The organism is Methylobacterium indicum, assembly GCF_001043895.1.
Taxonomy (GTDB): domain Bacteria; phylum Pseudomonadota; class Alphaproteobacteria; order Rhizobiales; family Beijerinckiaceae; genus Methylobacterium; species Methylobacterium indicum.
Window position 1 is genome coordinate 1 of sequence record NZ_JTHF01000108.1, and the last position, 20,477, is coordinate 20,477.

General features: G+C 71.9%; 18 protein-coding genes. 11 read left to right on the forward strand and 7 right to left on the reverse strand.

What is annotated here, in order from left to right; translation table 11 throughout:
• Positions 1–52: 52 nt before the first annotated feature.
• Positions 53–1,192 (reverse strand): citrate synthase, encoded by a 1,140-nt coding sequence (locus tag QR78_RS13050; protein WP_048427962.1) that lies wholly within the window; start codon positions 1,190–1,192, stop codon positions 53–55.
• 93 nt (positions 1,193–1,285) lie between these two features.
• Here QR78_RS13050 and QR78_RS13055 point away from each other — a divergent pair, with 93 nt between their 5' ends.
• The 7 genes from QR78_RS13055 (at position 1,286) to QR78_RS13085 (ending at position 9,685) form a co-directional block, all read left to right on the forward strand.
• A complete protein-coding gene (locus tag QR78_RS13055; protein ID WP_082172176.1) occupies positions 1,286–2,683 on the forward strand; it encodes a CoA transferase in 1,398 nt (465 codons plus the stop codon).
• Positions 2,684–2,896: 213 nt separating this feature from the next.
• The gene (locus tag QR78_RS13060) at positions 2,897–3,646 is read left to right on the forward strand and encodes an SDR family NAD(P)-dependent oxidoreductase (RefSeq protein ID WP_048427963.1); all 750 of its coding nucleotides are present in this window, start codon (positions 2,897–2,899) and stop codon (positions 3,644–3,646) included.
• 11 nt (positions 3,647–3,657) lie between these two features.
• A complete protein-coding gene (locus QR78_RS13065) occupies positions 3,658–4,506 on the forward strand; it encodes a transketolase (protein WP_048427964.1) in 849 nt (282 codons plus the stop codon).
• Complete coding sequence (locus QR78_RS13070) at positions 4,503–5,534, forward strand: transketolase family protein (RefSeq protein WP_048427965.1); 1,032 nt, start codon at positions 4,503–4,505, stop codon at positions 5,532–5,534. The genes QR78_RS13065 and QR78_RS13070 overlap by 4 nt, the downstream gene beginning before the upstream one ends.
• Entirely contained in the window at positions 5,531–6,418 is an 888-nt protein-coding gene (locus tag QR78_RS13075; RefSeq protein ID WP_202972728.1) for an NAD(P)-dependent oxidoreductase, read from the forward strand. Before QR78_RS13070 ends, QR78_RS13075 begins: the two co-directional genes overlap by 4 nt.
• A gap of 358 nt (positions 6,419–6,776) precedes the next feature.
• Positions 6,777–7,790 carry a TRAP transporter substrate-binding protein gene (locus QR78_RS13080; RefSeq protein WP_048427967.1) on the forward strand — a complete coding sequence of 338 codons (1,014 nt, stop codon included), beginning with the start codon at positions 6,777–6,779 and terminating at the stop codon, positions 7,788–7,790.
• Positions 7,791–7,804: 14 nt separating this feature from the next.
• Positions 7,805–9,685 carry a TRAP transporter large permease gene (locus tag QR78_RS13085; RefSeq protein WP_048427968.1) on the forward strand — a complete coding sequence of 627 codons (1,881 nt, stop codon included), beginning with the start codon at positions 7,805–7,807 and terminating at the stop codon, positions 9,683–9,685.
• 260 nt (positions 9,686–9,945) lie between these two features.
• Here the strand turns inward: QR78_RS13085 and QR78_RS13090 are convergent, their stop codons facing one another.
• Positions 9,946–10,710 (reverse strand): transporter substrate-binding domain-containing protein, encoded by a 765-nt coding sequence (locus QR78_RS13090; RefSeq protein ID WP_048427989.1) that lies wholly within the window; start codon positions 10,708–10,710, stop codon positions 9,946–9,948.
• A gap of 149 nt (positions 10,711–10,859) precedes the next feature.
• On the opposite strand from QR78_RS13090, the gene QR78_RS13095 reads away from it, so the two are divergent.
• Positions 10,860–11,972, forward strand: a complete 1,113-nt coding sequence (locus QR78_RS13095; protein WP_048427969.1) for an FUSC family protein — start codon at positions 10,860–10,862, stop codon at positions 11,970–11,972.
• Between the two features lie 192 nt (positions 11,973–12,164).
• Here the strand turns inward: QR78_RS13095 and QR78_RS13100 are convergent, their stop codons facing one another.
• Entirely contained in the window at positions 12,165–12,983 is an 819-nt protein-coding gene (locus tag QR78_RS13100; RefSeq protein ID WP_048427970.1) for a hypothetical protein, read from the reverse strand.
• Positions 12,984–13,031: 48 nt separating this feature from the next.
• Positions 13,032–13,424 carry a PepSY domain-containing protein gene (locus QR78_RS13105; protein ID WP_048427971.1) on the reverse strand — a complete coding sequence of 131 codons (393 nt, stop codon included), beginning with the start codon at positions 13,422–13,424 and terminating at the stop codon, positions 13,032–13,034.
• Between the two features lie 338 nt (positions 13,425–13,762).
• On the opposite strand from QR78_RS13105, the gene flhA reads away from it, so the two are divergent.
• Positions 13,763–15,880: a flagellar biosynthesis protein FlhA gene (flhA, locus tag QR78_RS13110; RefSeq protein WP_048427990.1), complete on the forward strand. Its 2,118-nt coding sequence runs from the start codon at positions 13,763–13,765 to the stop codon at positions 15,878–15,880.
• Between the two features lie 70 nt (positions 15,881–15,950).
• Positions 15,951–16,481 (forward strand): gamma carbonic anhydrase family protein, encoded by a 531-nt coding sequence (locus tag QR78_RS13115; protein WP_048427972.1) that lies wholly within the window; start codon positions 15,951–15,953, stop codon positions 16,479–16,481.
• A 67-nt stretch (positions 16,482–16,548) separates the two neighbouring features.
• Here the strand turns inward: QR78_RS13115 and QR78_RS13120 are convergent, their stop codons facing one another.
• On the reverse strand, positions 16,549–17,082 hold the full coding sequence (locus QR78_RS13120) for a hypothetical protein (RefSeq protein WP_048427973.1): 534 nt from the start codon (positions 17,080–17,082) through the stop codon (positions 16,549–16,551).
• 59 nt (positions 17,083–17,141) lie between these two features.
• Positions 17,142–18,635 (reverse strand): AMP nucleosidase, encoded by a 1,494-nt coding sequence (locus QR78_RS13125; protein ID WP_082172096.1) that lies wholly within the window; start codon positions 18,633–18,635, stop codon positions 17,142–17,144.
• A gap of 97 nt (positions 18,636–18,732) precedes the next feature.
• Here QR78_RS13125 and tsaA point away from each other — a divergent pair, with 97 nt between their 5' ends.
• Positions 18,733–19,320, forward strand: a complete 588-nt coding sequence (tsaA, locus tag QR78_RS13130; RefSeq protein WP_082172097.1) for a tRNA (N6-threonylcarbamoyladenosine(37)-N6)-methyltransferase TrmO — start codon at positions 18,733–18,735, stop codon at positions 19,318–19,320.
• Here tsaA and QR78_RS13135 read toward each other — a convergent pair.
• Positions 19,286–20,470 (reverse strand): GNAT family N-acetyltransferase, encoded by a 1,185-nt coding sequence (locus tag QR78_RS13135; RefSeq protein ID WP_244276588.1) that lies wholly within the window; start codon positions 20,468–20,470, stop codon positions 19,286–19,288. The two genes, tsaA and QR78_RS13135, sit on opposite strands and share 35 nt — an antisense overlap.
• Between the last annotated feature and the right edge of the window lie 7 nt (positions 20,471–20,477).

Sequence of the window (20,477 nt, forward strand, 5' to 3'; positions counted from 1 at the left end):
TCTTCAATGTCGTGTACCGTGTGGCCTGCCAACGCAAGTCTGCTTGGGCCCGTCAGGGCTCCGGCCCGACATAGATCGCCCGCGGCCGGATCAGCCCGCCGGCCCGACGCTGCTCGAGCGCCTGGGCGATCCAGCCGGCCGAGCGGCCCAGGGCGAACAGGCCGAACGCGCTCCCCCGGGGCAGGCCGAGATGCCGGCGCAGGGCGACGAGGGCGAAATCGAGGGAGGGCCGCGCCCCCGTCGACGCCTCGGCCGCCGCCACGGCGGCGCGCAGGTGGGGATCGTCGGCGAGGAGCGGCGCGAGAAGGACCGCCGCTCGCGGGTCGCCGGCCGGATAGAGCGGATGGCCGAAGCCCGGCAGGTCCCCGTGCCCGGCGATCCAGTGCCGCAGGGCGGTGCCCGGATCGGCCGGATCGAGGCCGTCCCACAGCGCCTCCACCCGGTCGGTGGCGCCGCCGTGGCGGCCGCCGCTCAGCGCCGCGAGGCCGCCGACCACCGCCGCCCGAACGCTCGCGCCCGTCGAGGCGATGCAGCGGGCGGTGAAGCCGGAGGCGTTGAGCTCGTGATCGGCACACAGCACCAGGGCCTGCCGCACGGCCTCGGCCGCGGCCGGCGCGAGGCCCCAGGCGGCAGCGCAATGCCGATGGACGGGGCGGGCGTCCGGCGCGGCCCCGGTGACGCAGGCGGCGAGGATCCGGACCAGGGCGCCGCACCCGGCGGCGAGGCCGGCCGGATCCTCCTGCGCCAGGGCGGTCGGCGCGTCCGACGTCGCCGCCGCGAAGGCTTCCAGGAGATCGCCGCCCTGCGGCCTCGCCCCGGGCCCGTCCGGCCCGAAGGCCGGGCCGGGCGGCAGGTCCCACAGCCGCGCCGCCGTCTCCTCCAGGGTCGCGGTCTCCGCCAGGACCACGGCGTCCGTGCCGCGATAGAACAGCCGGCCGTCCCGGATCAGCGTCACGGCGGTCTCCAGCACCGGAAGGCCCCAGTCGAGGGCGGCCCGGGCCACGTCCCGCGGGCGCCGTCCCCGCCGGCGGGCCTCCGCGAGGCGGGCGATCGCCTCGGCGGCGTAGGCCCGCACCCGCGGGTCGTCCGTCGGATGGGCCTCGATCAGGCCGCGGCTGACATAGGCGTAGAGGGTCTGGCGGCTCACCCCGAGGCGGGCGGCCGCGTCCGCGGCGGTGAGATAGGCGGTCACGACGGCACAGGTTGATCAGAGGAATCAAGATTGACGATCTGACCTGCGCGGCGCGCTCCTGTCACCCGGATGTTCGGCGAAGGGGACGGGGCCATGACCGATGTCGCGGACACGAACGCGTCGGGGACGCCACCCTTCGACGCGCTGCTGACGGCGATCCGCCGCGCCCTCGGGGCCGGCGCCGCTCCGCCGGTGGCCGTGACCGGCGCGGGCGCCCTGCCCTCGGTGTGTCCCGTCAGCGACCTCGCGGCGGCCTCGGTCGCGGCGGCGGGGCTCGCCCTGGCGGAGCTGGTCTTCGCCCGCTTCGGCGAGCGACCGGCCGTCGCGGTCGACCGGCGCCTCGCCGCGCTCTGGTTCGCCCGCTCGCTCGCGCCGCAGGGCTGGGAGCTGCCGCCGGTCTGGGACGCGGTGGCCGGCGACTACCGGGCCGCCGACGGCTGGATCAGGCTCCACACCAACGCGCCGCACCACCGTGCGGCGGCCCTGTCGGTGCTGGGATCCGCCCCGGAGCGGGCGGCGGTGGCGGAGGCGGTCGCGGGATGGACGGCGGACGCCCTCGAAGCCGCCATCGTGGCGGCGGGCGGCTGCGCCGCCGCGATGCGCTCCGCCGCCGCCTGGGCCGCCCACCCGCAGGGGGCGGCGGTGGCGCGGGAGCCCCTGGTGAGCTGGGAGGACGGAGAGGCGGGGCCCGACGGCCTCCTCGCGGAGGCCCGCCCGGACCGGCCGCTCGCCGGCCTGCGGGTCCTCGACCTGACCCGCGTGCTCGCCGGCCCGGTCGCGACCCGCGTCCTCGCCGGCTACGGCGCCACGGTCCTGCGCCTCGATCCGCCGGATTGGGACGAGCCGGGTGTCCTGCCGGAGACGACGCTCGGCAAGGCCTGCGCCCGCCTCGACCTCAAGGACCCGGCGGGGCGGGCGCGGTTCGTGGCGCTGCTCGTGTCGGCCGACGTGCTGGTTCACGGCTACCGGCCGGACGCGCTGGCACGCCTCGGGCTCGACGCGGCGGCCCGGGCCCGCCTGCGGCCGGGGCTGATCGACGTCTCCCTCGACGCCTATGGCTGGACCGGCCCGTGGCGGGAGCGGCGCGGCTTCGACAGCCTGGTGCAGATGAGCTGCGGTCTCGCCGAGGCCGGGATGCGCGGTGCCGGCTCCGACCGTCCGGTGCCGCTGCCGGTCCAGGCCCTCGACCACGCCACCGGCTACGTGATGGCGGCCGCGGTCCTGCACGGCCTCGCCCGGCGCCTCGCCACGGGCCGGGGCTGCCTCGCGCGCACCGCGCTCGCCCGTACCGCCGCCCTCCTGATCGCCGCGCCCGCCGCGCCGCCGGAGCCCGCCCCCGCCTCGCTCGGGCGGGACGACTTCGCGGCAGCGCCCGAGGCGACCGCCTGGGGCCCGGCTCTTCGCCTGCATCCGCCGCTCGCGCTGGCGGGGGTGCCGATGCGCTGGGACCGGCCCGCCGGCCGCCTCGGGGCGTCGGCGCCGGCATGGTGAGGATCCGAAGATCCGGATCAGATGAATCCGATTCATCTTCGGTTGCAAATTCCGCGTTTGTCGCGAACCCGCCCTAGGGGCACTCTCCCGGCAACGAGACGAGGGAGACACCGTCGAGGACGGGAGGCGAGGCGGGGACGAACCCCGGCGCCGACGTCGCTCCCTCGTGCGCGAAGCGGGCCGTCAACCGGCCCGCCAGACAGGGAGGACGACATGCTTCTGACCGACAAGGTGTGCCTGATCACCGGCGCCGCTTCGCTGCGGGGCATCGGCCGCGCCACCGCGAAGCTCTTCGCGAGCCACGGCGCCAAGGTGGTGATCCTCGATCTCGATGCCGGCCAGGCCGAGGAGGCCGCGCGCTCGCTCGGCGAGGGTCACGTCGGCCTCGCCTGCAACGTCACCGACAAGGCCGCCTGCCAGGCCGCCGCCGACGAGGTGGTCGCCCGCTTCGGCCGCATCGACGTGCTGATCAACAATGCCGGCATCACCCAGCCGCTCAAGTTCATGGACATCGAGCCCGGCAACTACGACGCGGTGCTCGACGTGAACCTGCGCGGCACGCTCTACATGAGCCAGGCGGTGGTGCCGCAGATGCGCAAGCAGCAATCCGGCTCGATCGTCTGCATGTCGTCGGTCTCGGCGCAGCGCGGCGGCGGCATCTTCGGCGGCCCGCATTACAGCGCCGCCAAGGGCGGCGTGCTGGGCCTCGGCAAGGCGATGGCCCGCGAGCTCGGCCCCGACACGGTGCGGGTCAACAGCATCACCCCCGGCCTGATCCAGACCGACATCACCGGCGGCAAGCTCACCGACGAGCTGAAGGTCGAGATCGCCAAGGGCATCCCACTCGGCCGCCTCGGCGTCGCCGACGACGTGGCCAATGCCTGCCTGTTCCTCGCCTCCGACCTCTCCTCCTACATCACCGGCGCCGTCATCGACGTGAACGGCGGCATGCTGATCCACTGAGGACGACCATCATGCCTGCCACAGAACCCGGGCAGAACAGCCCGTCGCTGGCCGAGCGCGCCTACCGCATCCGCCGCAACGCCCTGCTGATGGGCGAAGTGCAGGGCCAGGGCTACATCGCCCAGGCGCTCGGCATCGCCGACGTGCTGGCGGTGTCGTACTTCCACGCCATGCGCTACCGGCCGGACGATCCGGAATGGGAGGGGCGCGACCGCTTCCTGCTCTCGATCGGCCACTACGCCATCGCACTCTACGCCGCGCTCCTCGAGGCCGGGATCCTGCCCGAGGACGAGCTGACGAGCTACGGCGCCGACGACAGCCGCCTGCCGATGTCCGGCATGGCCGCCTACACCCCCGGCATGGAGATCACCGGCGGCTCCCTCGGCCAGGGCCTCGCGCTCGCGGTCGGCTTCTGCCTGGGCTTGAAGCGCAAGAAGTCGGATTCGTTCGTCTACTGCCTGATCTCCGACGGCGAGCTCGGCGAGGGCTCGATCTGGGAAGGCGCCTGGTCGGCGAGCCACTGGAAGCTCGACAACCTGATCGCCATCGTCGACGTCAACAACCAGCAGGCCGACGGCCCGGCCTCGCAGGTCACCGGCTTCGAGCCGGCGGCGTCGCGCTTCGAATCCTTCGGCTGGCACGTCCAGCGGGTCGACGGCAACGACATCGACGCCCTGGTCCAGGCCTTCGACGCGGCCAAGGCCTGCGCCGAACAGAAGCCCCGCATCATCATCTGCGACACCAAGATGGCGAAGGGCATCCCGTTCCTGGAGGCGCGCGAGCGCAACCACTTCCTGCGGGTGGAGCCGCAGGAATGGCAGGATGCGATCAAGATCCTGGATGCCGGGAGGCCCGCATGAAACGCTCGAAGTACACGCGCCCGGCCTGGCTCTCCGAGGCCAATACGGGTGAGCGCCTGACCACCTCGGCGATGATCGCCTCGCTCGCCGGCCCCGACCAGCGCACCGCCTCGGCCCCGTTCGGCCATGCGCTCGCCAAGCTCGCCGAGGAGCGGCCGGAGATCGTCGGGCTCACCGCCGATCTCGGCAAGTACACCGACCTGCACATCTTCGCCCAGAAGCACCCCGAGCGCTTCTACCAGATGGGCATGGCCGAGCAGCTCCTGATCAGCGCCGCCGCCGGCATGGCGCGCGAGGGCTTCCAGCCCTTCGCCACCACCTACGCGGTGTTCGCGGCACGCCGCGCCTACGACTTCATCTGCATGGCGATCGCGGAGGAGAATCTTGACGTCAAGATCGTCTGCGCGCTGCCGGGCCTGACCACCGGCTACGGCCCGAGCCACCAGGCGACGGAAGACATCGCGATCTTCCGCGGCCTGCCCAACATGACGATCCTCGACCCCTGCGACGCGCACGAGATCGCGCAGGCCGTGCCGGCCATCGCCGACCACAAGGGGCCGGTCTACATGCGGCTCCTGCGGGGCAACGTGCCCCTGGTGCTCGACGAGTACGGCTACACATTCGAGCTCGGCAAGGCCAAGACCATCCGGGACGGCAACGACGTCCTGATCATCTCGACCGGCCTGATGACCATGCGGGCCCTCGAGGCGGCGGATGCGCTGAGAGACGACAAGATCGACGTCTCGGTGCTGCACGTGCCCACGATCAAGCCGCTCGACACGCAGACCATCCTGCGCGAGGCCGGCAAGGGCGGGCGCCTGGTGGTGGTGGCCGAGAACCACACGGTCGTCGGCGGCCTCGGCGAGGCGGTGGCGGGGCTGCTGATGCGCACCGGCACGGTGCCGAAGGCCTTCCGCCAGGTCGGCCTGCCGGACGAGTTCCTGGATGCCGGCGCCCTGCCGACCCTCCACGACCGCTACGGCATCTCGACCAGCGCCATGGTGCGGAGCATCCGCGAATGGCTGTGAGCGCCGAGCGCCCCGTCGCTTTCGTCGGCCTCGGCTCGATGGGCCTGCCGATGGCCCGCAACCTCGTGCGCCACGGCTTTCCCGTCCGCGGCTTCGACGTGCGGGCCGAGGGGCGGAGCGCCTTCGCGCAGTCCGGCGGCACCCCCGCCGAGACGATCGCGGCGGCGGCGGACGGCGCCGGGACGCTGGTGCTGATGGTGGTCAACGCCGACCAGGCGGAGGCCATCCTGTTCGGGGCGGGCGCCCTGGAGCATCTGACCCCGGATGCCGTGATCGTCCTGATGGCGACCTGCCCGCCGGCTTCGGTGGCGGCTCTCGCCAAGCGCGTGACCGCGACCGGCCGGGCCTTCGTCGACGCTCCCGTCTCCGGCGGGGTCGTCGGCGCCGAGGCCGGGACGCTGACGATCATGGCGGCGGCCCCCACCGCCGTGATCGCGCAGGCGAGGCCGCTGCTGGAGGCGATGGGCGACAAAGTGTTCCATGTCGGGCCCGAGCCCGGCCAGGGCGCCACCATGAAGGCGGTCAACCAGCTCCTCTGCGGGGTCAACCTCGCGGCGGCGGCGGAAGCCCTGTCGCTGGCGGCCAAGGTCGGCATCGACGGCGCGACGGCGCTGGGGATCGTCTCGGGCTCGTCCGCGTCGAGCTGGATGCTGCGCGACCGTGGGCCCCGGATGCTGGAGGAGGCCCCCCGCGTCACCAGCGCCGTCGACATCTTCGTCAAGGATCTCGGCATCGTGCTGGAGGCCGGGCGCAGCGAGAAGGCGGCCCTGCCGCTGGCCGCCCTGGCGCATCAGCTCTTCCTCGCGGCATCGGGCCGTGGGGCGGGCGCCGAGGACGACAGCCAGGTAATCGGGTCGTACCGGGCGCTCAACGGAATGCAGTAGTTCAAGCACACGACCTGAGCGCTGCAATGTTTTTCGCAGCGCGTCGCGCGCATCCCCTCTCCCCGCGGGCGGGGAGAGGGCTTCGATGACCTTGCCGTCATCGAAGCGAGGCGGCAGCCGATGGTGAGGGGGTGCCTCCGGACGAGACTCTTCCGGAAACACCCCCTCACCCTCGCTCCGGCGATGCCGCCGCTTCTTTCGCCCCCGACAAGGGGGGCGAAAGCCTCTCCCCGCCCGCGGGGAGAGGGTAACACCCGCGCTTCACTCGGAATCCTGTAGCGACAGCTGCAGACGCAACCATCACATCCAGAGGCCGGCCCAACCGGCCCAGTTCCCCCCTTTCCTCGAGGAAACCCCCATGAGCCACACCGTCTCCCGTCGTACGCTGCTTGCCGGTGCCGCCGCCTTCCCCCTGGCCACGGTCTTCACCCGGCCGGTTCGCGCTGCCGAGTTCGAGTACAAGCTCGCCACCGGCCAGGACCCGACCCACCCGGTCAATATCCGCGCGCAGGAAGCGCTGAACCGCATCCGCGAGGCCTCGAACGGCCGCCTCGACATCAAGCTGTTCCCGGCCAACCAGCTCGGCTCCGACACCGACCTGCTGTCGCAGGTGCGCAACGGCAGCGTCGAGTTCTTCAACCTCTCGACCTCGATCCTCTCGACCTTCGTGCCCGCCGCGGCTTTGCCGAATACCGGCTTCGCGTTCAAGGATTACAACGACGTCTGGAAGGCGATGGATGGGGGGCTGGGCACCTATATCCGCGAGCAGATCGCCAAGACCCCGATCCAGGCCGTCTCCAAGGTGTGGGACAACGGCTTCCGCCAGATCACCTCGTCGACCCGCGAGATCAAGGCGCCGGAGGACCTGAAGGGCTTCAAGATCCGCGTGCCCCCGTCGCCGATGCTGACCTCGCTGTTCAAGGCGTTCGATGCCGGCGCCGCGCCGCTCAACTTCAACGAGCTGTACTCGGCGCTGCAGACCAAGATCTTCGAGGGCCAGGAGAACCCGCTGGCGATCATCGCCACGACCCGGCTCTACGAGGTGCAGAAGACCTGCAGCCTGACCGGCCACGTCTGGGACGGCTACTGGATCCTCGGCAACAAGAAGGCCGTCCAGCGCCTGCCCGAGGACCTGCGCGCCCTCGTGACCCGCGAGCTCGACCGCTCGGGCGACGACGAGCGCGCCGACATCGTCAAGCTCAACGACTCCCTGGTGAAGGAGCTGGGATCCAAGGGAATCACCTTCATCGACGTCGACCGCCAGAAATTTCGCGATGCGCTCGGCCGCACGACCTTCTACAAGGACTGGAAGAGCAAGTACGGCGACGCGGCCTGGGAGCACCTCGAGGCCGTCTCCGGCAAACTGGCCTGAGGGAGGCCTGAGAGATGCATGTCGATATCGCGACGGAGACGCCGGCATTGCCGGCGGCCTCCGCCAAGCGTGCCTGGGCGCGCACGCTCGACAAAGCCCTCGGCCCGCTGATCGAGATCCCGGCCGCCCTCCTGGTGGTGGCCGAGGTGGTGGTGCTGCTCGCCGGCGTCGTCAGCCGCTACGTCTTCCACTCGCCGATCGTGTGGTCGGACGAGCTCGCCTCAATCCTCTTTCTGTGGCTGGCGATGCTCGGCTCGGTGGTGGCCTACCGCCGCGCCGAGCACATGCGGATGACCGCGATCGTCAGCATGACCTCGGTGAAGACCCAGGCCTTCCTGGAGGCGGTGGCTCTCGCCGCCGGCCTCGCCTTCGTGGTGATGCTGCTGCATCCGGCCTACGAGTTCGCGGCCGAGGAGATCTTCGTCCAGACGCCGGCACTCGAGATCACCAATGCCTGGCGGGCCGCGGCCCTGCCGGTCGGCTTCGGCCTGATGCTGGTCGTCGCGGTGCTTCGCCTGATCGAGTGCGCCGACTGGCGCCACGCGGTCGGGGCGGTCGCCGTCACCGCCCTCGTCATCGTGGCGCTGATGCTGGCCGAGCCGCTGCTTCGCACCCTCGGCAACTGGAACCTGCTGATCTTCTTCGTGCTGGGCGTCGGTGCGCTCGTCTTCACCGGCGTGCCGATCGCCTTCGCGTTCGGGCTCGCCACCTTCGGCTACCTGATGCTGACGACGCGGGCCCCCGCCATGGTGGTGGTCGGGCGCATGGACGAGGGGATGAGCCACCTCATCCTGCTCGCCGTGCCGCTCTTCGTGTTCCTCGGCCTGCTGATCGAGATGACCGGCATGGCCAAGGCCATGGTGGGCTTCCTGGCGAGCATGCTCGGCCACGTCCGCGGCGGCCTGCACTACGTGCTGGTCGGCGCGATGTACCTCGTCTCGGGCATCTCCGGCTCCAAGGCCGCCGACATGGCGGCGGTGGCGCCCGTCCTGTTTCCCGAGATGAAGAAGCGCGGCGCCAAGGAGGGCGACCTCGTCGCGCTGCTCGCCGCCACCGGCGCCCAGACCGAGACCATCCCGCCGAGCCTCGTGCTCATCACCATCGGGTCGGTGACCGGCGTGTCGATCACCGCGCTCTTCACCGGCGGCCTGCTGCCCGGCGTCGTGCTCGGCATCACGCTGTGCATGCTGGTCTGGTGGCGCTACCGCGGCGAGGACCTGAGCCACGTCCGGCGCGCCACCAAGGGCGAGATCCTGAAGTCGCTCGTCATCGCCTTCCCGGCCATCGCGCTCCCCTTCGTCATCCGCGCCGCGGTGGTGGAAGGTGTCGCGACCGCGACGGAAGTCTCGACCATCGGCATCGTCTACGCGATCCTCGCCGGCCTCCTGATCTACCGCCAGTTCGATTGGCGCCGGGTCTATCCGATGCTGGTCTCGACCGCGTCCCTGTCGGGGGCGATCCTGCTGATCATCGGAGCGGCCACCGGCATGGCCTGGGCGCTGACGCAGTCGGGCTTCTCGCAGAGCCTCGCCGTGATGATGAAGAGCCTGCCCGGCGGTGCGCTCGGCTTCCTGGTCGTGTCGGCGGTGGCCTTCGTGATCCTCGGCTCGGTGCTGGAGGGCATCCCGGCGATCGTGCTGTTCGGCCCGCTGCTGTTCCCGATCGCCCGCCAGGTCGGCGTGCACGAGGTGCATTACGCGATGGTGGTGATCCTGGCGATGGGCGTCGGCCTGTTCGCCCCGCCCTTCGGGGTCGGGTACTACGCCGCCTGCGCGATCAGCCGGATCCATCCGGATGCCGGCATCCGGCCGATCATCGGCTACATGACGGCGCTGCTGGTCGGCCTCGTGGTGGTGATCCTGGTGCCCTGGATCTCGATCGGGTTCCTGCACTGAGGCAGGTTCTTGTACTGAGTGATGCCGGGACCCGAAGACGGTCCCGACATCCTGCTGGTCGTCCCGGGGCCGCGAAGCGAAGCCCGGGATTCATCGACTCCGACGATGCGGGACGGGGCGGAACGATCCCCGCTCCTCTCCCATGCCGTCCGTGATCAGGCATCCCGGTTCTCGTCTTCGACGAGCTCCGGGATGACGTCGTGAATCGGAAATGGGGACGCAGAGACGTCGCGCGCAGCCGATCCGATCGGAGCCGGATCCTACTCCGCCGCCTTCGCCAGCGCCTTCTGGTAGGCGCCGCTCTTCAGGGTCTTGCCCAGCCACGCGTCGACCGCCGCCTTCAGCGCCGGATCGCGGGTCATCCAGTAGGCCTTGTCGGCCTTATCGAAGGTGTCGGGCACGGCGGCCGGGCAGAGCACGCCGGCATGCAGGCGCGACTGGTAGTCGACCTCGGCGCCGTCGGTGACCATCAGGTCGGCGCGGCCCTCGGCCACTTCCTTGAAGATGGCGCGGTTGTCGGGAAACACCCGCACCGAGGCGTGCGGAAAGTTGGCATCGGCGAAGCGCTGGTTGGTGCCGCCGGGATTGACCACGACGCGGACCTCCGGCTTGTCGATGTCCTTGATCGTGACGAAGCGGCCCTTGTCGCCGCAGCGCACGATCGGGCGCTTGCCGTCGGTCAGCACCGGCACCGAGAAATCGGCCACCGAAGCCCGGTCGGGCGTGACGCTGACCCCGCCCATCGCGACGTCGTAGCGGTCGGCCAGGAGGTCGTCCTTCAGGGTCTTCCAGGTCGTCGGCACGATCTCGACCTTGACGCCGAGCGCACGGGCGAGCTCGTCCGCCATGGTCACGTCGGCGCCCTTGATGCTGCCGTCGGGCAGGCGCAGCGAATAGGGCGCGTAGTCGCCGGTCAATCCGACCCGCAGCGTGCCGTCCTGCTTGATCGCCGCCAGCGGCCGCGCCTGCACCGGGCCAGCCGCCAGCGCCGCCAGAACACCCACAACACCCACGATCTTGCGCATCGTCACCGCCCTGACCTTCGCGTCGTCGTCAATTGTTCTGTCGTACGGACATCGCACGGGTCCGGTAAAGCCCGGATGACGGCGCGATCCCGCCGCGGGCGGTCGGCGAGTGGTTGACTCGTGGAGCCCGCACCGGCTCTGACCCTGCCATGGCTTCTTCTCCGGACGGCCCGGGACCCCTCGCCCGCTTCCTCACCCGCCAGCGCCCGCGCCTGACCCAGAGCCTGCGGATGACTGCGGCGAGCCTCGCGACCTTCCTGCTCGCCGAATCCCTCGGGCTGCCCCAGGCCTACTGGGCGGTGATCACGGCGCTGATCGTCACGCAGAGCAGCGTCGGCGGCTCGCTCAAGGCCGCTCTCGACCGGTTCCTCGGCTCGGTGCTCGGCGCCTGCTACGGCGGCGCCGTCGCCTTCGCGCTGCCGCATCACGGCGGCGCCTCGACGGTGATCGCCCTCGTCGTCGCGGTGGCGCCGCTCACCGTCGCGGCCGCGGTCTCGGCGGGGTTCCGCATCGCGCCGATCACCGCGATCATCGTGCTTCTCTCCACCACCGGCTCGACGCTCGGTCCCCTCGCCTTCGCCCTCGACCGGATCCTGGAGATCGGGCTCGGCTGCGTCATCGGGCTGGCGGTCTCGCTCCTCGTCGCCCCGGCCCGCGCCGCCCGGGCGGTCACCGGCCAGGCGGCGAGCCTCGCCCGGCTGCTCGCGGACCAGCTCGCGGCGCTGGCCCGCCTCGACGCGGAGGAGACGCCCGACGTGAAGGCCCTGCCGCCGGCCGTGCGCCGCAGCCTGGCGCGGCTGGAAACCCTGGCCGGCGAGGCGGCCCGCGAGCGCCGCAGCCGGCTCTCCGCCGCCCCCGATCCGGATCCGCTGCTGCGCACCCTGACGCGCCTGCGCCACGACCTCGTGCTCCTGCGCCGCGCCATCGCCGAATCCGACGAGGACGTGCTGCGGGTCCATCTCGCGCAGGCCTGGGGACAGGCGGCGAACGCCGCCGCGTCGCGCCTGCAAGACCTCGCCGACGCGCTGGCCGCGGGACATCGGCCGACCGGCGACGGCGCCGATCTGGCGGCGGCGATCGCCGGCTACCGCGACGCCATCGACGGGATGCGCCGGCGCCAAGTGACCCGGACGCTCTCCACCGACGGCGTCGGCCGCATCTTCTGGCTCGCCTTCACGCTGGAGCAATTGCGCCGCAACCTCGACGACCTCGCCGAGCGGGCGGCGGATTTCGCCGGGCCGGCGGGAGGCGGCGAGACATGACGGCGTGGCGCGTCGCCATCGACACCTCGATGGTGCAGCGTCCGGCGCATCGGCGTCGACGCGCATCTCGGACAAGCCCCGCATCGTCGAACGAGTTTGTTCGCAGGTGCTGCGGCTCCAAAGCCGCACAAGGAAGCGGCGGCAGGGTCGCCCCTGCCGCCGCGTTCTTCAACCCGTGACCGACGATCGATCTCAGCGCCGCTCGGTGCCGATCGGCTGACGGGCCGGGGGCAGCTCGTCCTCGATGCCGATGTTCCGCTCGCGGGTGGTGCCGGGCAGGCCGGCATCGACCCGCTGGGTGGTCGGCGAAGCGCCGGCCGCGAACGGCATGCCGCCGGTGTTGAGCCCCGTGGTGGTGCTGCCGGCGGCACCGACCGCCGACGAGCCGCCCGCCACCGCGGCCGGATTGGTCATCGAAGGGGCGGTCTCGTCGTGGCGGCCGGTCCAGCCGTCCTGGCGCCAGGTCTTGGCACGGTCGTCCATGTCGACCGAGCCGTGCTCCTTGAGGATCGAATAGACCCGGTCGGCATGGACGTCGTCGGCCCGCACGGTCACCAGCGTGCCGCCGCGGCGTACGCCCTCGGCGTAGCTGTGGGCGTGCTCCTCGCTGAGGCCGGCGCCGGTCAGCGAGCCGATCAGGCCGCCCGCCGCCGCGCCGACGCCGGCGCCGGTCACGGTCGCGACGAGCCAGCCCGCGGCCACCACCGGGCCGACGCCCGGGATGGCGAGGAGGCCGAGGCCGGTGAGAAGGCCGGCGCCACCGCCGAGCACGGTGCCGAGCGAGGCGCCCGCCCCGGCGCCGTTCGAGGCGTCGTGCGCGGTCTCGCCGGTCGTCGTCGTGCCGGCCACGGTCGCGTCACGCTGGCCGATATGGCCGGAATAGCGGTCGCCCTGGTTGTTGGCCACGATGCTGATGTCGGCGTGCGGCACGCCCGCCGCCTCCACCTTGCGCACCGCCGCGGAGGCGTCGTCGTAGCTGTCGAACAGGGCCGTGATGGTACGGGTCGCCATGGGCGTCGTCCTTATGTTCGGGGAGAGGAAGGGGTCGGCGGAGCGGGCTTAGCGGGCGGTCGAGACGTTGCCCTTGAAGTCAAGGCCGACCATCACGGTGTTGCCGGACTGCATGGCCTGGCCGCGCCAGATGCCCTGATCGTCCTTCTTGAGCTCCTTCACGTCCTTGAAGCCGGCCTGCTCCATGCGGCTGCGGGCCTGGGCCTCGGTGAAGCTGTTGGCGCCGGGTTCGAGCTTGGCGTTGGTAGCGACGGTGCCGGTGGTGCCCGGGTTGGTCTTGTCCATCATGTCGGTGTTGGGCCGGGTCACCGCCTCCTGGCCCTGCGACTGGGTGCTCGGCTTGGCGTCGCGGGCCGGGTCGCCCGTCACGGTGGTCTGGGCCTGCGCCGCGCCGGCTCCGAGCATGCCGAGGGCCGCGAGGGTGATGAGGGTCTTGCGCATGGTCTCCTCGAACCTTGTCTGAGCGATCGATGCCATCTCAATCATCGCCGAGCGTCTTGGTTCCGCAGGAGGATGGTCGTGACCGAAGCCTGTTGCGGACAATATAGCTCGAATGGCCGAGCTTGATCGTCGCAGCGCGAAATTGCATTGTGTTTTATGGTGCGATGCACAAAATTAGAACATGAAAATCGTTCCACGCGCAGGTGGATTATTATGCGGCGTCCCACCCGTCCGGCGCGCCGGACGGCCGGCCCCGGCGGCTGCCTCCGGCCTCGTTAACCATTCCCTAACCACGAACCCGGCAGGAATTGCCGGGTGGTGGCGGAGTGCGGACCGAGATGAGCGATACGGAGGCCCTCGGCGCAGGCCGCATCTTCGCGCTGCCGTCGCGGGCGGATCTGGTCGCGCTCACGCGCCGCAGCGACCTGGTGCTGGCGGTCTCGGTGCTCGCCATCCTGGTGGTGCTGATCTTCCCGCTGCCGGCCCTGCTGCTCGACCTCCTGCTGGCGGTCTCGATCATCCTGTCGGTCCTGATCCTGATGACCGGCCTGTTCATCGAGAACCCGCTCGAGTTCACGGTCTTCCCGACGGTGCTGCTCATCACCACGATGCTGCGGCTGGCGCTCAACCTCGCCTCGACGCGGCTGATCCTCGGCCACGGCCACGAGGGCACGGCGGCGGCCGGCCACGTCATCGAGGCCTTCGGCCATTTCGTGATGGGCGGCAACTTCCTGATCGGGATCATCGTCTTCGCGATCCTGATCATCGTGAACTTCGTCGTCATCACGAAGGGCTCGGGGCGCATCGCCGAGGTCGCGGCCCGGTTCTCCCTCGACGCGATGCCCGGCAAGCAGATGGCGATCGACGCCGACCTCTCGGCCGGCCTCATCGACGAGAAGACCGCGAGGTCGCGCCGCCAGTCGCTCGAGGACGAATCCTCGTTCTTCGGCGCCATGGACGGCGCGTCGAAATTCGTGCGCGGCGACGCGATCGCCGCGCTCCTCATCACGGTCATCAACGTGGTGGGGGGCATCATCATCGGCGTCGCCCAGCAGGGCCTGACCTTCGCGGAGGCCGGCAAGACCTACACGCTGCTCACCGTCGGCGACGGCCTGGTGAGCCAGGTCCCGGCCCTCGTGGTCTCGACCGCCGCCGGCCTCCTCGTCTCCAAGGCCGGCGTGCGCGGGCCGGCGAGCCGGGCGCTGGGGCGCCAGATCGCCAACTACCCCAAGGCGCTCGGCATGTCGGCCGCGGTGATGATCCTGATCGGGCTCCTGCCCGGCATCCCGATGCTGCCCTTCCTCGCGCTCGGGTTCGGCGCCGCCTACCTCGCCCGGCGCATCGCCCTCCTGCCGACCCCCGCGCAGGCCGATGCCGCGGCCGACAAGGCCGCCGAGGCCACCGCCGCGGAAGCCAAGGAGGAGACGGCGGCCGACCTCCTGAAGCTCGACGACCTGAAGCTCGAGATGGGCTACGCGCTCCTGCCCCTCGTCAACGGGCCGGTGGCCCAGGACCGCCTCACCGACCAGATCCGCGCCCTGCGCCGGCAGCTCGCCGCGGAGCTCGGCTTCGTGATGCCCTCGGTGCGCATCCTCGACAACGTCCAGCTCGAGGCCCACACCTACGTGGTCCGGGTCAAGGAGATCGAGGCCGGGACCGGCCAGATCTTCCCGGGCCAGTTCATGGCGATGGACCCGATGGGCGGCCAGGTGCAGCTGCCCGGCCAGCACCTCCTGGAACCGACCTTCGGCCTGCCGGCGACCTGGGTCGACGCGGCGTTGCGCGACGAGGCCCAGCTCAAGGGCTACACCGTGGTCGATGCCGCCACCGTGGTCTCGACCCATCTCACCGAGGTGATCAAGGCCCACGTCTCGGATCTCCTCAACCACGTCGAGGTGCAGAAGCTCCTCAAGGAGCTGCCCAAGGAGCACGGCGAGCTGCTCAAGGAGGTGGTGCCGAGCCAGATCGCCACCACGGGCATCCAGCGGGTGCTGCAATACCTGCTCTCCGAGCGGGTCTCGATCCGCGACCTCGGCACCATCGTGGAGGGCATCGCGGAGGTGGCCGGCCACATCAAGAACCCGCGCGACATCGTCGAGCACGTGCGCGCCCGCCTCGGCCGCCAGATCTGCGCCCAGTACCAGGGGCCGGGCGGCGTCCTGCCGATCATCACCCTGTCGCCGGCCTGGGAGAGCGCCTTCATGGAGGCGATCGTCGGCCATGGCGACGAGCGCCACCTGGCGATGCAGCCCTCGAAGCTCTCGGACTTCGTCACCACCGTGCGCGACCGGTTCGAGGAGGCGGCGCGGATCGGCGAGATGCCGGTCCTCGTCACCTCGGTCCAGGCCCGGCCCTTCGTGCGCTCGATCATCGAGCGCTTCCGCCGCGAGACGCCGGTGATGAGCCAGGCCGAGATCCACCCGCGGGCGCGGCTGAAGACCGTCGGCTCGGTGTGAAGCGCCCCGCTCCGGGCTGACGCCGCCCTCTCGCCATGCGAAAGGGAGGGCAAACCACCCGGAGGATCCGATGCCGCTCTACGCCCTCGACACCGTCAGCCCGGTCGTGCCGGAGGACGGCAGCGCCTGGATCGCCCCGGATGCCCACGTGATCGGGCGGGTGCGGCTCGGCCGCGAGGTCGGGGTGTGGTTCGGTGCGGTGATCCGCGGCGACAACGAGCCGATCACGGTCGGCGACCGCACCAACGTCCAGGAGGGTGCGGTGCTCCACACCGATGCGGGCTTCCCCCTCACCCTGGGCGAGGGCATCACGGTCGGGCACGGGGCCATCGTGCATGGCTGCACGGTCGGCGACAATTCGCTGATCGGGATGGGGGCGACGATCCTCAACGGCGCGAAGATCGGCCGCAACTGCCTCGTCGGCGCCAACGCCCTCGTCACCGAGGGCAAGGAATTTCCCGACAACAGCCTGATCGTCGGCGCGCCCGCCAAGGCCGTGCGGGTCCTCGACGAGGCGGCGGTCGCGGGGTTGCGCGCCTCGGCCGACCGCTACGTCGCCAACGCCAAGCGGTTCGCGCAAGGCTTGCGGCGGATCGACTGAGCCTCACGTCGTCGCCCGCGACTTCTGCCGCCCGCGACTCGGGCCGCCCGCGATCTCGGCCGGCCGATCAGGCCGGCTCGGCGCCCGGGATCCGACCGGGAGCGTCGAGACGCAGCCGCGTGATCGCGCAGCCGCGCCGGACGAGGTCGTCCGGGCCGAGATCGGGAAACAGCTCGGCGTAGCGGCGCACCAGGGCCTGGGCCAGGGCGCTCGCGTCGCGGATCGTCGGCAGCGAGATCGCGAACAGGTCCGGCGTCACCGCCGCCACCGGCACGCCCTGGCGCACCGCGACGCACAGGCCGGTGCGAAACCGGGTCGGGTCGAGGACCGGCAGCTCCTCCGGCCCGCCGGGCCGGCGCCGCCCGGGCCGGACGATCGGCAGGAGGGCGTAGCGCGTGCCGGCGCGGTTGATCGTCCGCTCCAGGTTGAAGTGGACGAGATCGCGCTCCACGGCCGCGAGGGCGGCGAAATCCGCCTCGTGCAGGCGGATCAGCGCCTCGGCACCGAGGGAGGCGGCGAGGTCGGCCACCGCGACGACGCGGGTGGCGCCGCCCTCCGCGATCGCGACGTGGCGGCTGTTAGAGATCGGCAGGGACGCCACGCGCCAAGTCTCCTTTGCCAACGTCTCCGTTGCCACCGTCTCCGTTGCCGACGTCTCCGTTACCGGAACGGCGGCTCGTCGAAGCTGCGCAGCTTGCGCGAGTGCAGGCCGTGCCGGTTGCGCCGCAGGGCGTCCAGGGTGGCGAGCCCGATCAGCAGGTGCTCGCCCACCGCCCGCTCGTAGAAGGCGTTGGCGGCGCCCGGCAGCTTGATCTCGCCGTGCAGCGGCTTGTCGGAGACGCAGAGCAGCGTGCCGTAGGGCACCCGCAGGCGGTAGCCCTGCGCCGCGATGGTGCCGCTCTCCATGTCGACGCCGATCGCCCGCGACAGGTTGATTCGCCGTCGCTCCTGCGACCAGCGCAGCTCCCAGTTGCGGTCGTCGTAGGTGACGACGGTGCCGGTGCGCAGGCGCTGCTTCAGCGCTTCCGCCCGCTCGCCGGTGACGCTGGCGGCAGCCTCCTGGAGCGCGACCTGGACCTCGGCAAGCGCCGGGATCGGCACGTCGGGCGGCACCAACTCGTCGAGGATCCGGTCGCGGCGCAGGTAGCCGTGGGCCAGCACGTAGTCGCCGATGGTCTGCGACTGGCGCAGGCCCCCGCAATGGCCGACCATCAGCCAGCAATGCGGCCGCAGCACCGCCAAGTGGTCGGTGATGGTTTTGGCGTTCGACGGCCCGACGCCGATATTGACGAGGCTGGTCCCCTGCCCCGGCTGCCCTTGGCCGTCCCGGGCGACGAGGTGGTAGGCCGGCATCTGGAACCGGTGCCAGGGCGAGGCGGCGATGAGCGCCTCGGCCTGGGCGCCCGCCGCCTCCCCGGCCTCGACCGAGATGCCGCCGGGCAGGACGAGGCGGGCGTATCGCTCCGGCTCGTCGACCAGCGCCTTGAGGCCGACGCGCACGAACTGGTCGACGTAGCGGTGGTAGTTGGTAAGCAGGATCCAGGGCTGGATCTGGCGCCAGTCGGCCCCGGTATAGTGGACGAGGCGGCGCAGCGAGTAATCGACCCGCGGCCCGTCGAACAGGGCGAGCGGCCGCACCTCGTCGTCGGCATCGAGCCACAGCCCGTCGGCGATCTCGTCGCCGACGCTCGACAGCATCGGGGTCGGGAAGTGGCGTGCGAGGTCGCTCGACGTCACGCCCCGGGCGAGCTCCGCCCCCGGCTCGACGACGTAGGGGTACGGGATCTCCTGGGCGCTCAGGCCCACCTCGATCGTGGCGCCGTAATCCTGCACCAGCGGGCGCAGCTGCTCGAGCAGGTAGGGGCGGAAATGGCCCGGCTGGGTCAGGGTGGTGGAGAAGACGCCCGGGCCCTGGAACTTCGCGGTGGCGCGGGAGATCCGCGGCATCGGTCCGGTCGGCCGGTAGGTCAGGCGCAGCTCGGGATAGCGGAAGGTCAGCCGCTCGGCGGAATCGGGCGGCACGCCCTCGGCGAGGAAGCGGTTCAGCGCGTCCCGCAGGCTCCCGGTGGCGGCGGTGTGCAGGCTCGCCAGGCGATCGACCGCCGTCTCGGGGTCGGCCACCGTCTCCATCGGTCTCAGCTCGTCGGCGAACACGCGGTCGGTCTCCCTGATGTCCTGCGCGCCAGCCTATACCGGGTGCCGCTCCGGGGCGACCCGGCTCCTGCGTGTTTCGAGGAAGCGAGGTGACGCGATGAACGGTGCGGAGACGGAATTCGGGCCGCGGCCGGGCGAGGAGACGGTCGCGCTGCCCGCGGCGTTCGATGCCGGGCTCTACTTCGTCGGACGGGTGCGCACGCCCTGGACCGAGCGCACGGCCTGCCCGCGCAATTCGGGCCAGTCGGACGCGGTCTGCACCCTGGAGGTCGATCCGCGTTTCGCCCCCGCCCTGCGGGAGCTGTCCGGCACCACCCACCTGATCGTGCTCTACTGGATGGACCGGGCGCCCCGGAACCTCGTGGCGCAGCAACCCCGCCACGCCCCGGCGCCCCGCGGCACCTTCGCGCTGCGCTCGCCGGCCCGGCCGAACCCGATCGCCGTCTCGGTGGTGGAGCTTCTCGGCATCGAGGGCGCCTGCTTGCGGGTGCGCGGCCTCGACTGCCTCGACGGCACGCCGCTCCTCGACATCAAGCCCTACTTCGCCTCCACCGATGCCAAGCCGCAGGCCCGGGTCGGCTGGCGCGAGGCCGACGCGGCCCGCGAGGCCGACGCGCTCCGCGACCCCGACGCGGCCCGCGAGCCGGACATCAGCGCCGCCGCAGGCGGGCGAGCCGCGCCTTGAGCCAAGCCTTGAGCCAAGCCTTGGCGGCGTGCTGCCGTCTCGCCCGGTCGGCGAGCCGCGACGGCGCCGGGCCGCCCGGAGGCGAGAGCATCGTCTCGGCGATGCGCGTCCGCTCCGGGTAGAGATCGTCCAGCACCGCGCTCGCCAGGGTGGCGGAATCGAGCCGGTCGGCGAAGCGGGTCTCGTGCAGGGCCTGGACGATCTCGGCCTCCAGCACCACGCCGGGGGCGAGCTGGCGCAGGTCTTCGTCGTAGGCGGTCTTGAGCAGCATCGCGGTGCCGCCGCAGACGAGAGCGAGGCTCGCCGCGACCACCCGCCCGTCGAGGCGCAGGAGGTCGGCGCGCGCCGCCACCGGCCCGTCGCCGGCGCGAAAGACGTCGCGGGCAAAGCCCGCGGTGCCCGGCCGGCAGGCGAGCGCGGTGCCCGCCCGTCCTTTCCAGCCGCGCCGTTCGAGCGCCAGGAACTCCGCCACCGCGCCCGCGAGGTCGCCGTCCGGCCCGACCGCCTCGACCGACAGGAGACCGGCCTCCTCCAGGCGGCGCCGGCGGCGGCGCAGATCCTTGAGCCGGCCCTTGTGCGGATGGCCCTTTAGGAAGGCGTCGTGGCTGGCGCGCCGGTCGAGGACGGGGCGCTGGAAGGTCGAGATCTCGGCGCGGCCCCAGCCGTCGCGGGCGAGCGCCGCGAGGAAGGCCGGCCCCGCGCCGTCCTCGGTGGGCAGGAGCGGCCACCACCAAGGGCAGCCGAGGCCGCGCATCCCCGCCGCCAGCGCCGCGAGAGCGGGCGGGCCGTCGGGGCCGGCGACCACCAGCGGCGCCGTCACCGTGAGGTACGGGGATGCGAAGGGCCGCGCGACCCGGCCCCACCCGAGAGGCCCGCGCCCGATCCGGTAGGGCAGCAAGGCCACGAGATCGGGCCCGCGCCGCACCGCGAGGCAGGGCAGGTCCGCGGGCGCCAGGCCGTTGTCGCGATGCGCCTCCAGCACCCGCCGGGAATAGTCCGGCGTCGGCCGGTCCGCGCCGGCCACCAGGGCATCCCAGGCGGCGGGCTCGCGGGAGAGGGCCGCGAGCGTCGTGACCGTACAGGCCATCGCCTCGCCAGTCATGGCCTCGCCGGTCATGGCAGCGAGGGCGGGCGTCGGCAGGGGGATCACGGGCGCG

What these genes read in the sequence shown, in the direction of transcription:
- QR78_RS13055 (WP_082172176.1), top strand. Translation starts at nt 1,286, where the DNA reads ATGACCGATGTCGCGGACACGAACGCGTCGGGGACGCCACCCTTCGAC.
- QR78_RS13060 (WP_048427963.1), top strand. Translation starts at nt 2,897, where the DNA reads ATGCTTCTGACCGACAAGGTGTGCCTGATCACCGGCGCCGCTTCGCTG.
- QR78_RS13065 (WP_048427964.1), top strand. Translation starts at nt 3,658, where the DNA reads ATGCCTGCCACAGAACCCGGGCAGAACAGCCCGTCGCTGGCCGAGCGC.
- QR78_RS13070 (WP_048427965.1), top strand. Translation starts at nt 4,503, where the DNA reads ATGAAACGCTCGAAGTACACGCGCCCGGCCTGGCTCTCCGAGGCCAAT.
- QR78_RS13080 (WP_048427967.1), top strand. Translation starts at nt 6,777, where the DNA reads ATGAGCCACACCGTCTCCCGTCGTACGCTGCTTGCCGGTGCCGCCGCC.
- QR78_RS13085 (WP_048427968.1), top strand. Translation starts at nt 7,805, where the DNA reads ATGCATGTCGATATCGCGACGGAGACGCCGGCATTGCCGGCGGCCTCC.
- QR78_RS13090 (WP_048427989.1), bottom strand. Translation starts at nt 10,710, where the DNA reads ATGCGCAAGATCGTGGGTGTTGTGGGTGTTCTGGCGGCGCTGGCGGCT.
- QR78_RS13095 (WP_048427969.1), top strand. Translation starts at nt 10,860, where the DNA reads ATGGCTTCTTCTCCGGACGGCCCGGGACCCCTCGCCCGCTTCCTCACC.
- QR78_RS13100 (WP_048427970.1), bottom strand. Translation starts at nt 12,983, where the DNA reads ATGGCGACCCGTACCATCACGGCCCTGTTCGACAGCTACGACGACGCC.
- QR78_RS13105 (WP_048427971.1), bottom strand. Translation starts at nt 13,424, where the DNA reads ATGCGCAAGACCCTCATCACCCTCGCGGCCCTCGGCATGCTCGGAGCC.
- flhA (WP_048427990.1), top strand. Translation starts at nt 13,763, where the DNA reads ATGAGCGATACGGAGGCCCTCGGCGCAGGCCGCATCTTCGCGCTGCCG.
- QR78_RS13115 (WP_048427972.1), top strand. Translation starts at nt 15,951, where the DNA reads ATGCCGCTCTACGCCCTCGACACCGTCAGCCCGGTCGTGCCGGAGGAC.
- tsaA (WP_082172097.1), top strand. Translation starts at nt 18,733, where the DNA reads ATGAACGGTGCGGAGACGGAATTCGGGCCGCGGCCGGGCGAGGAGACG.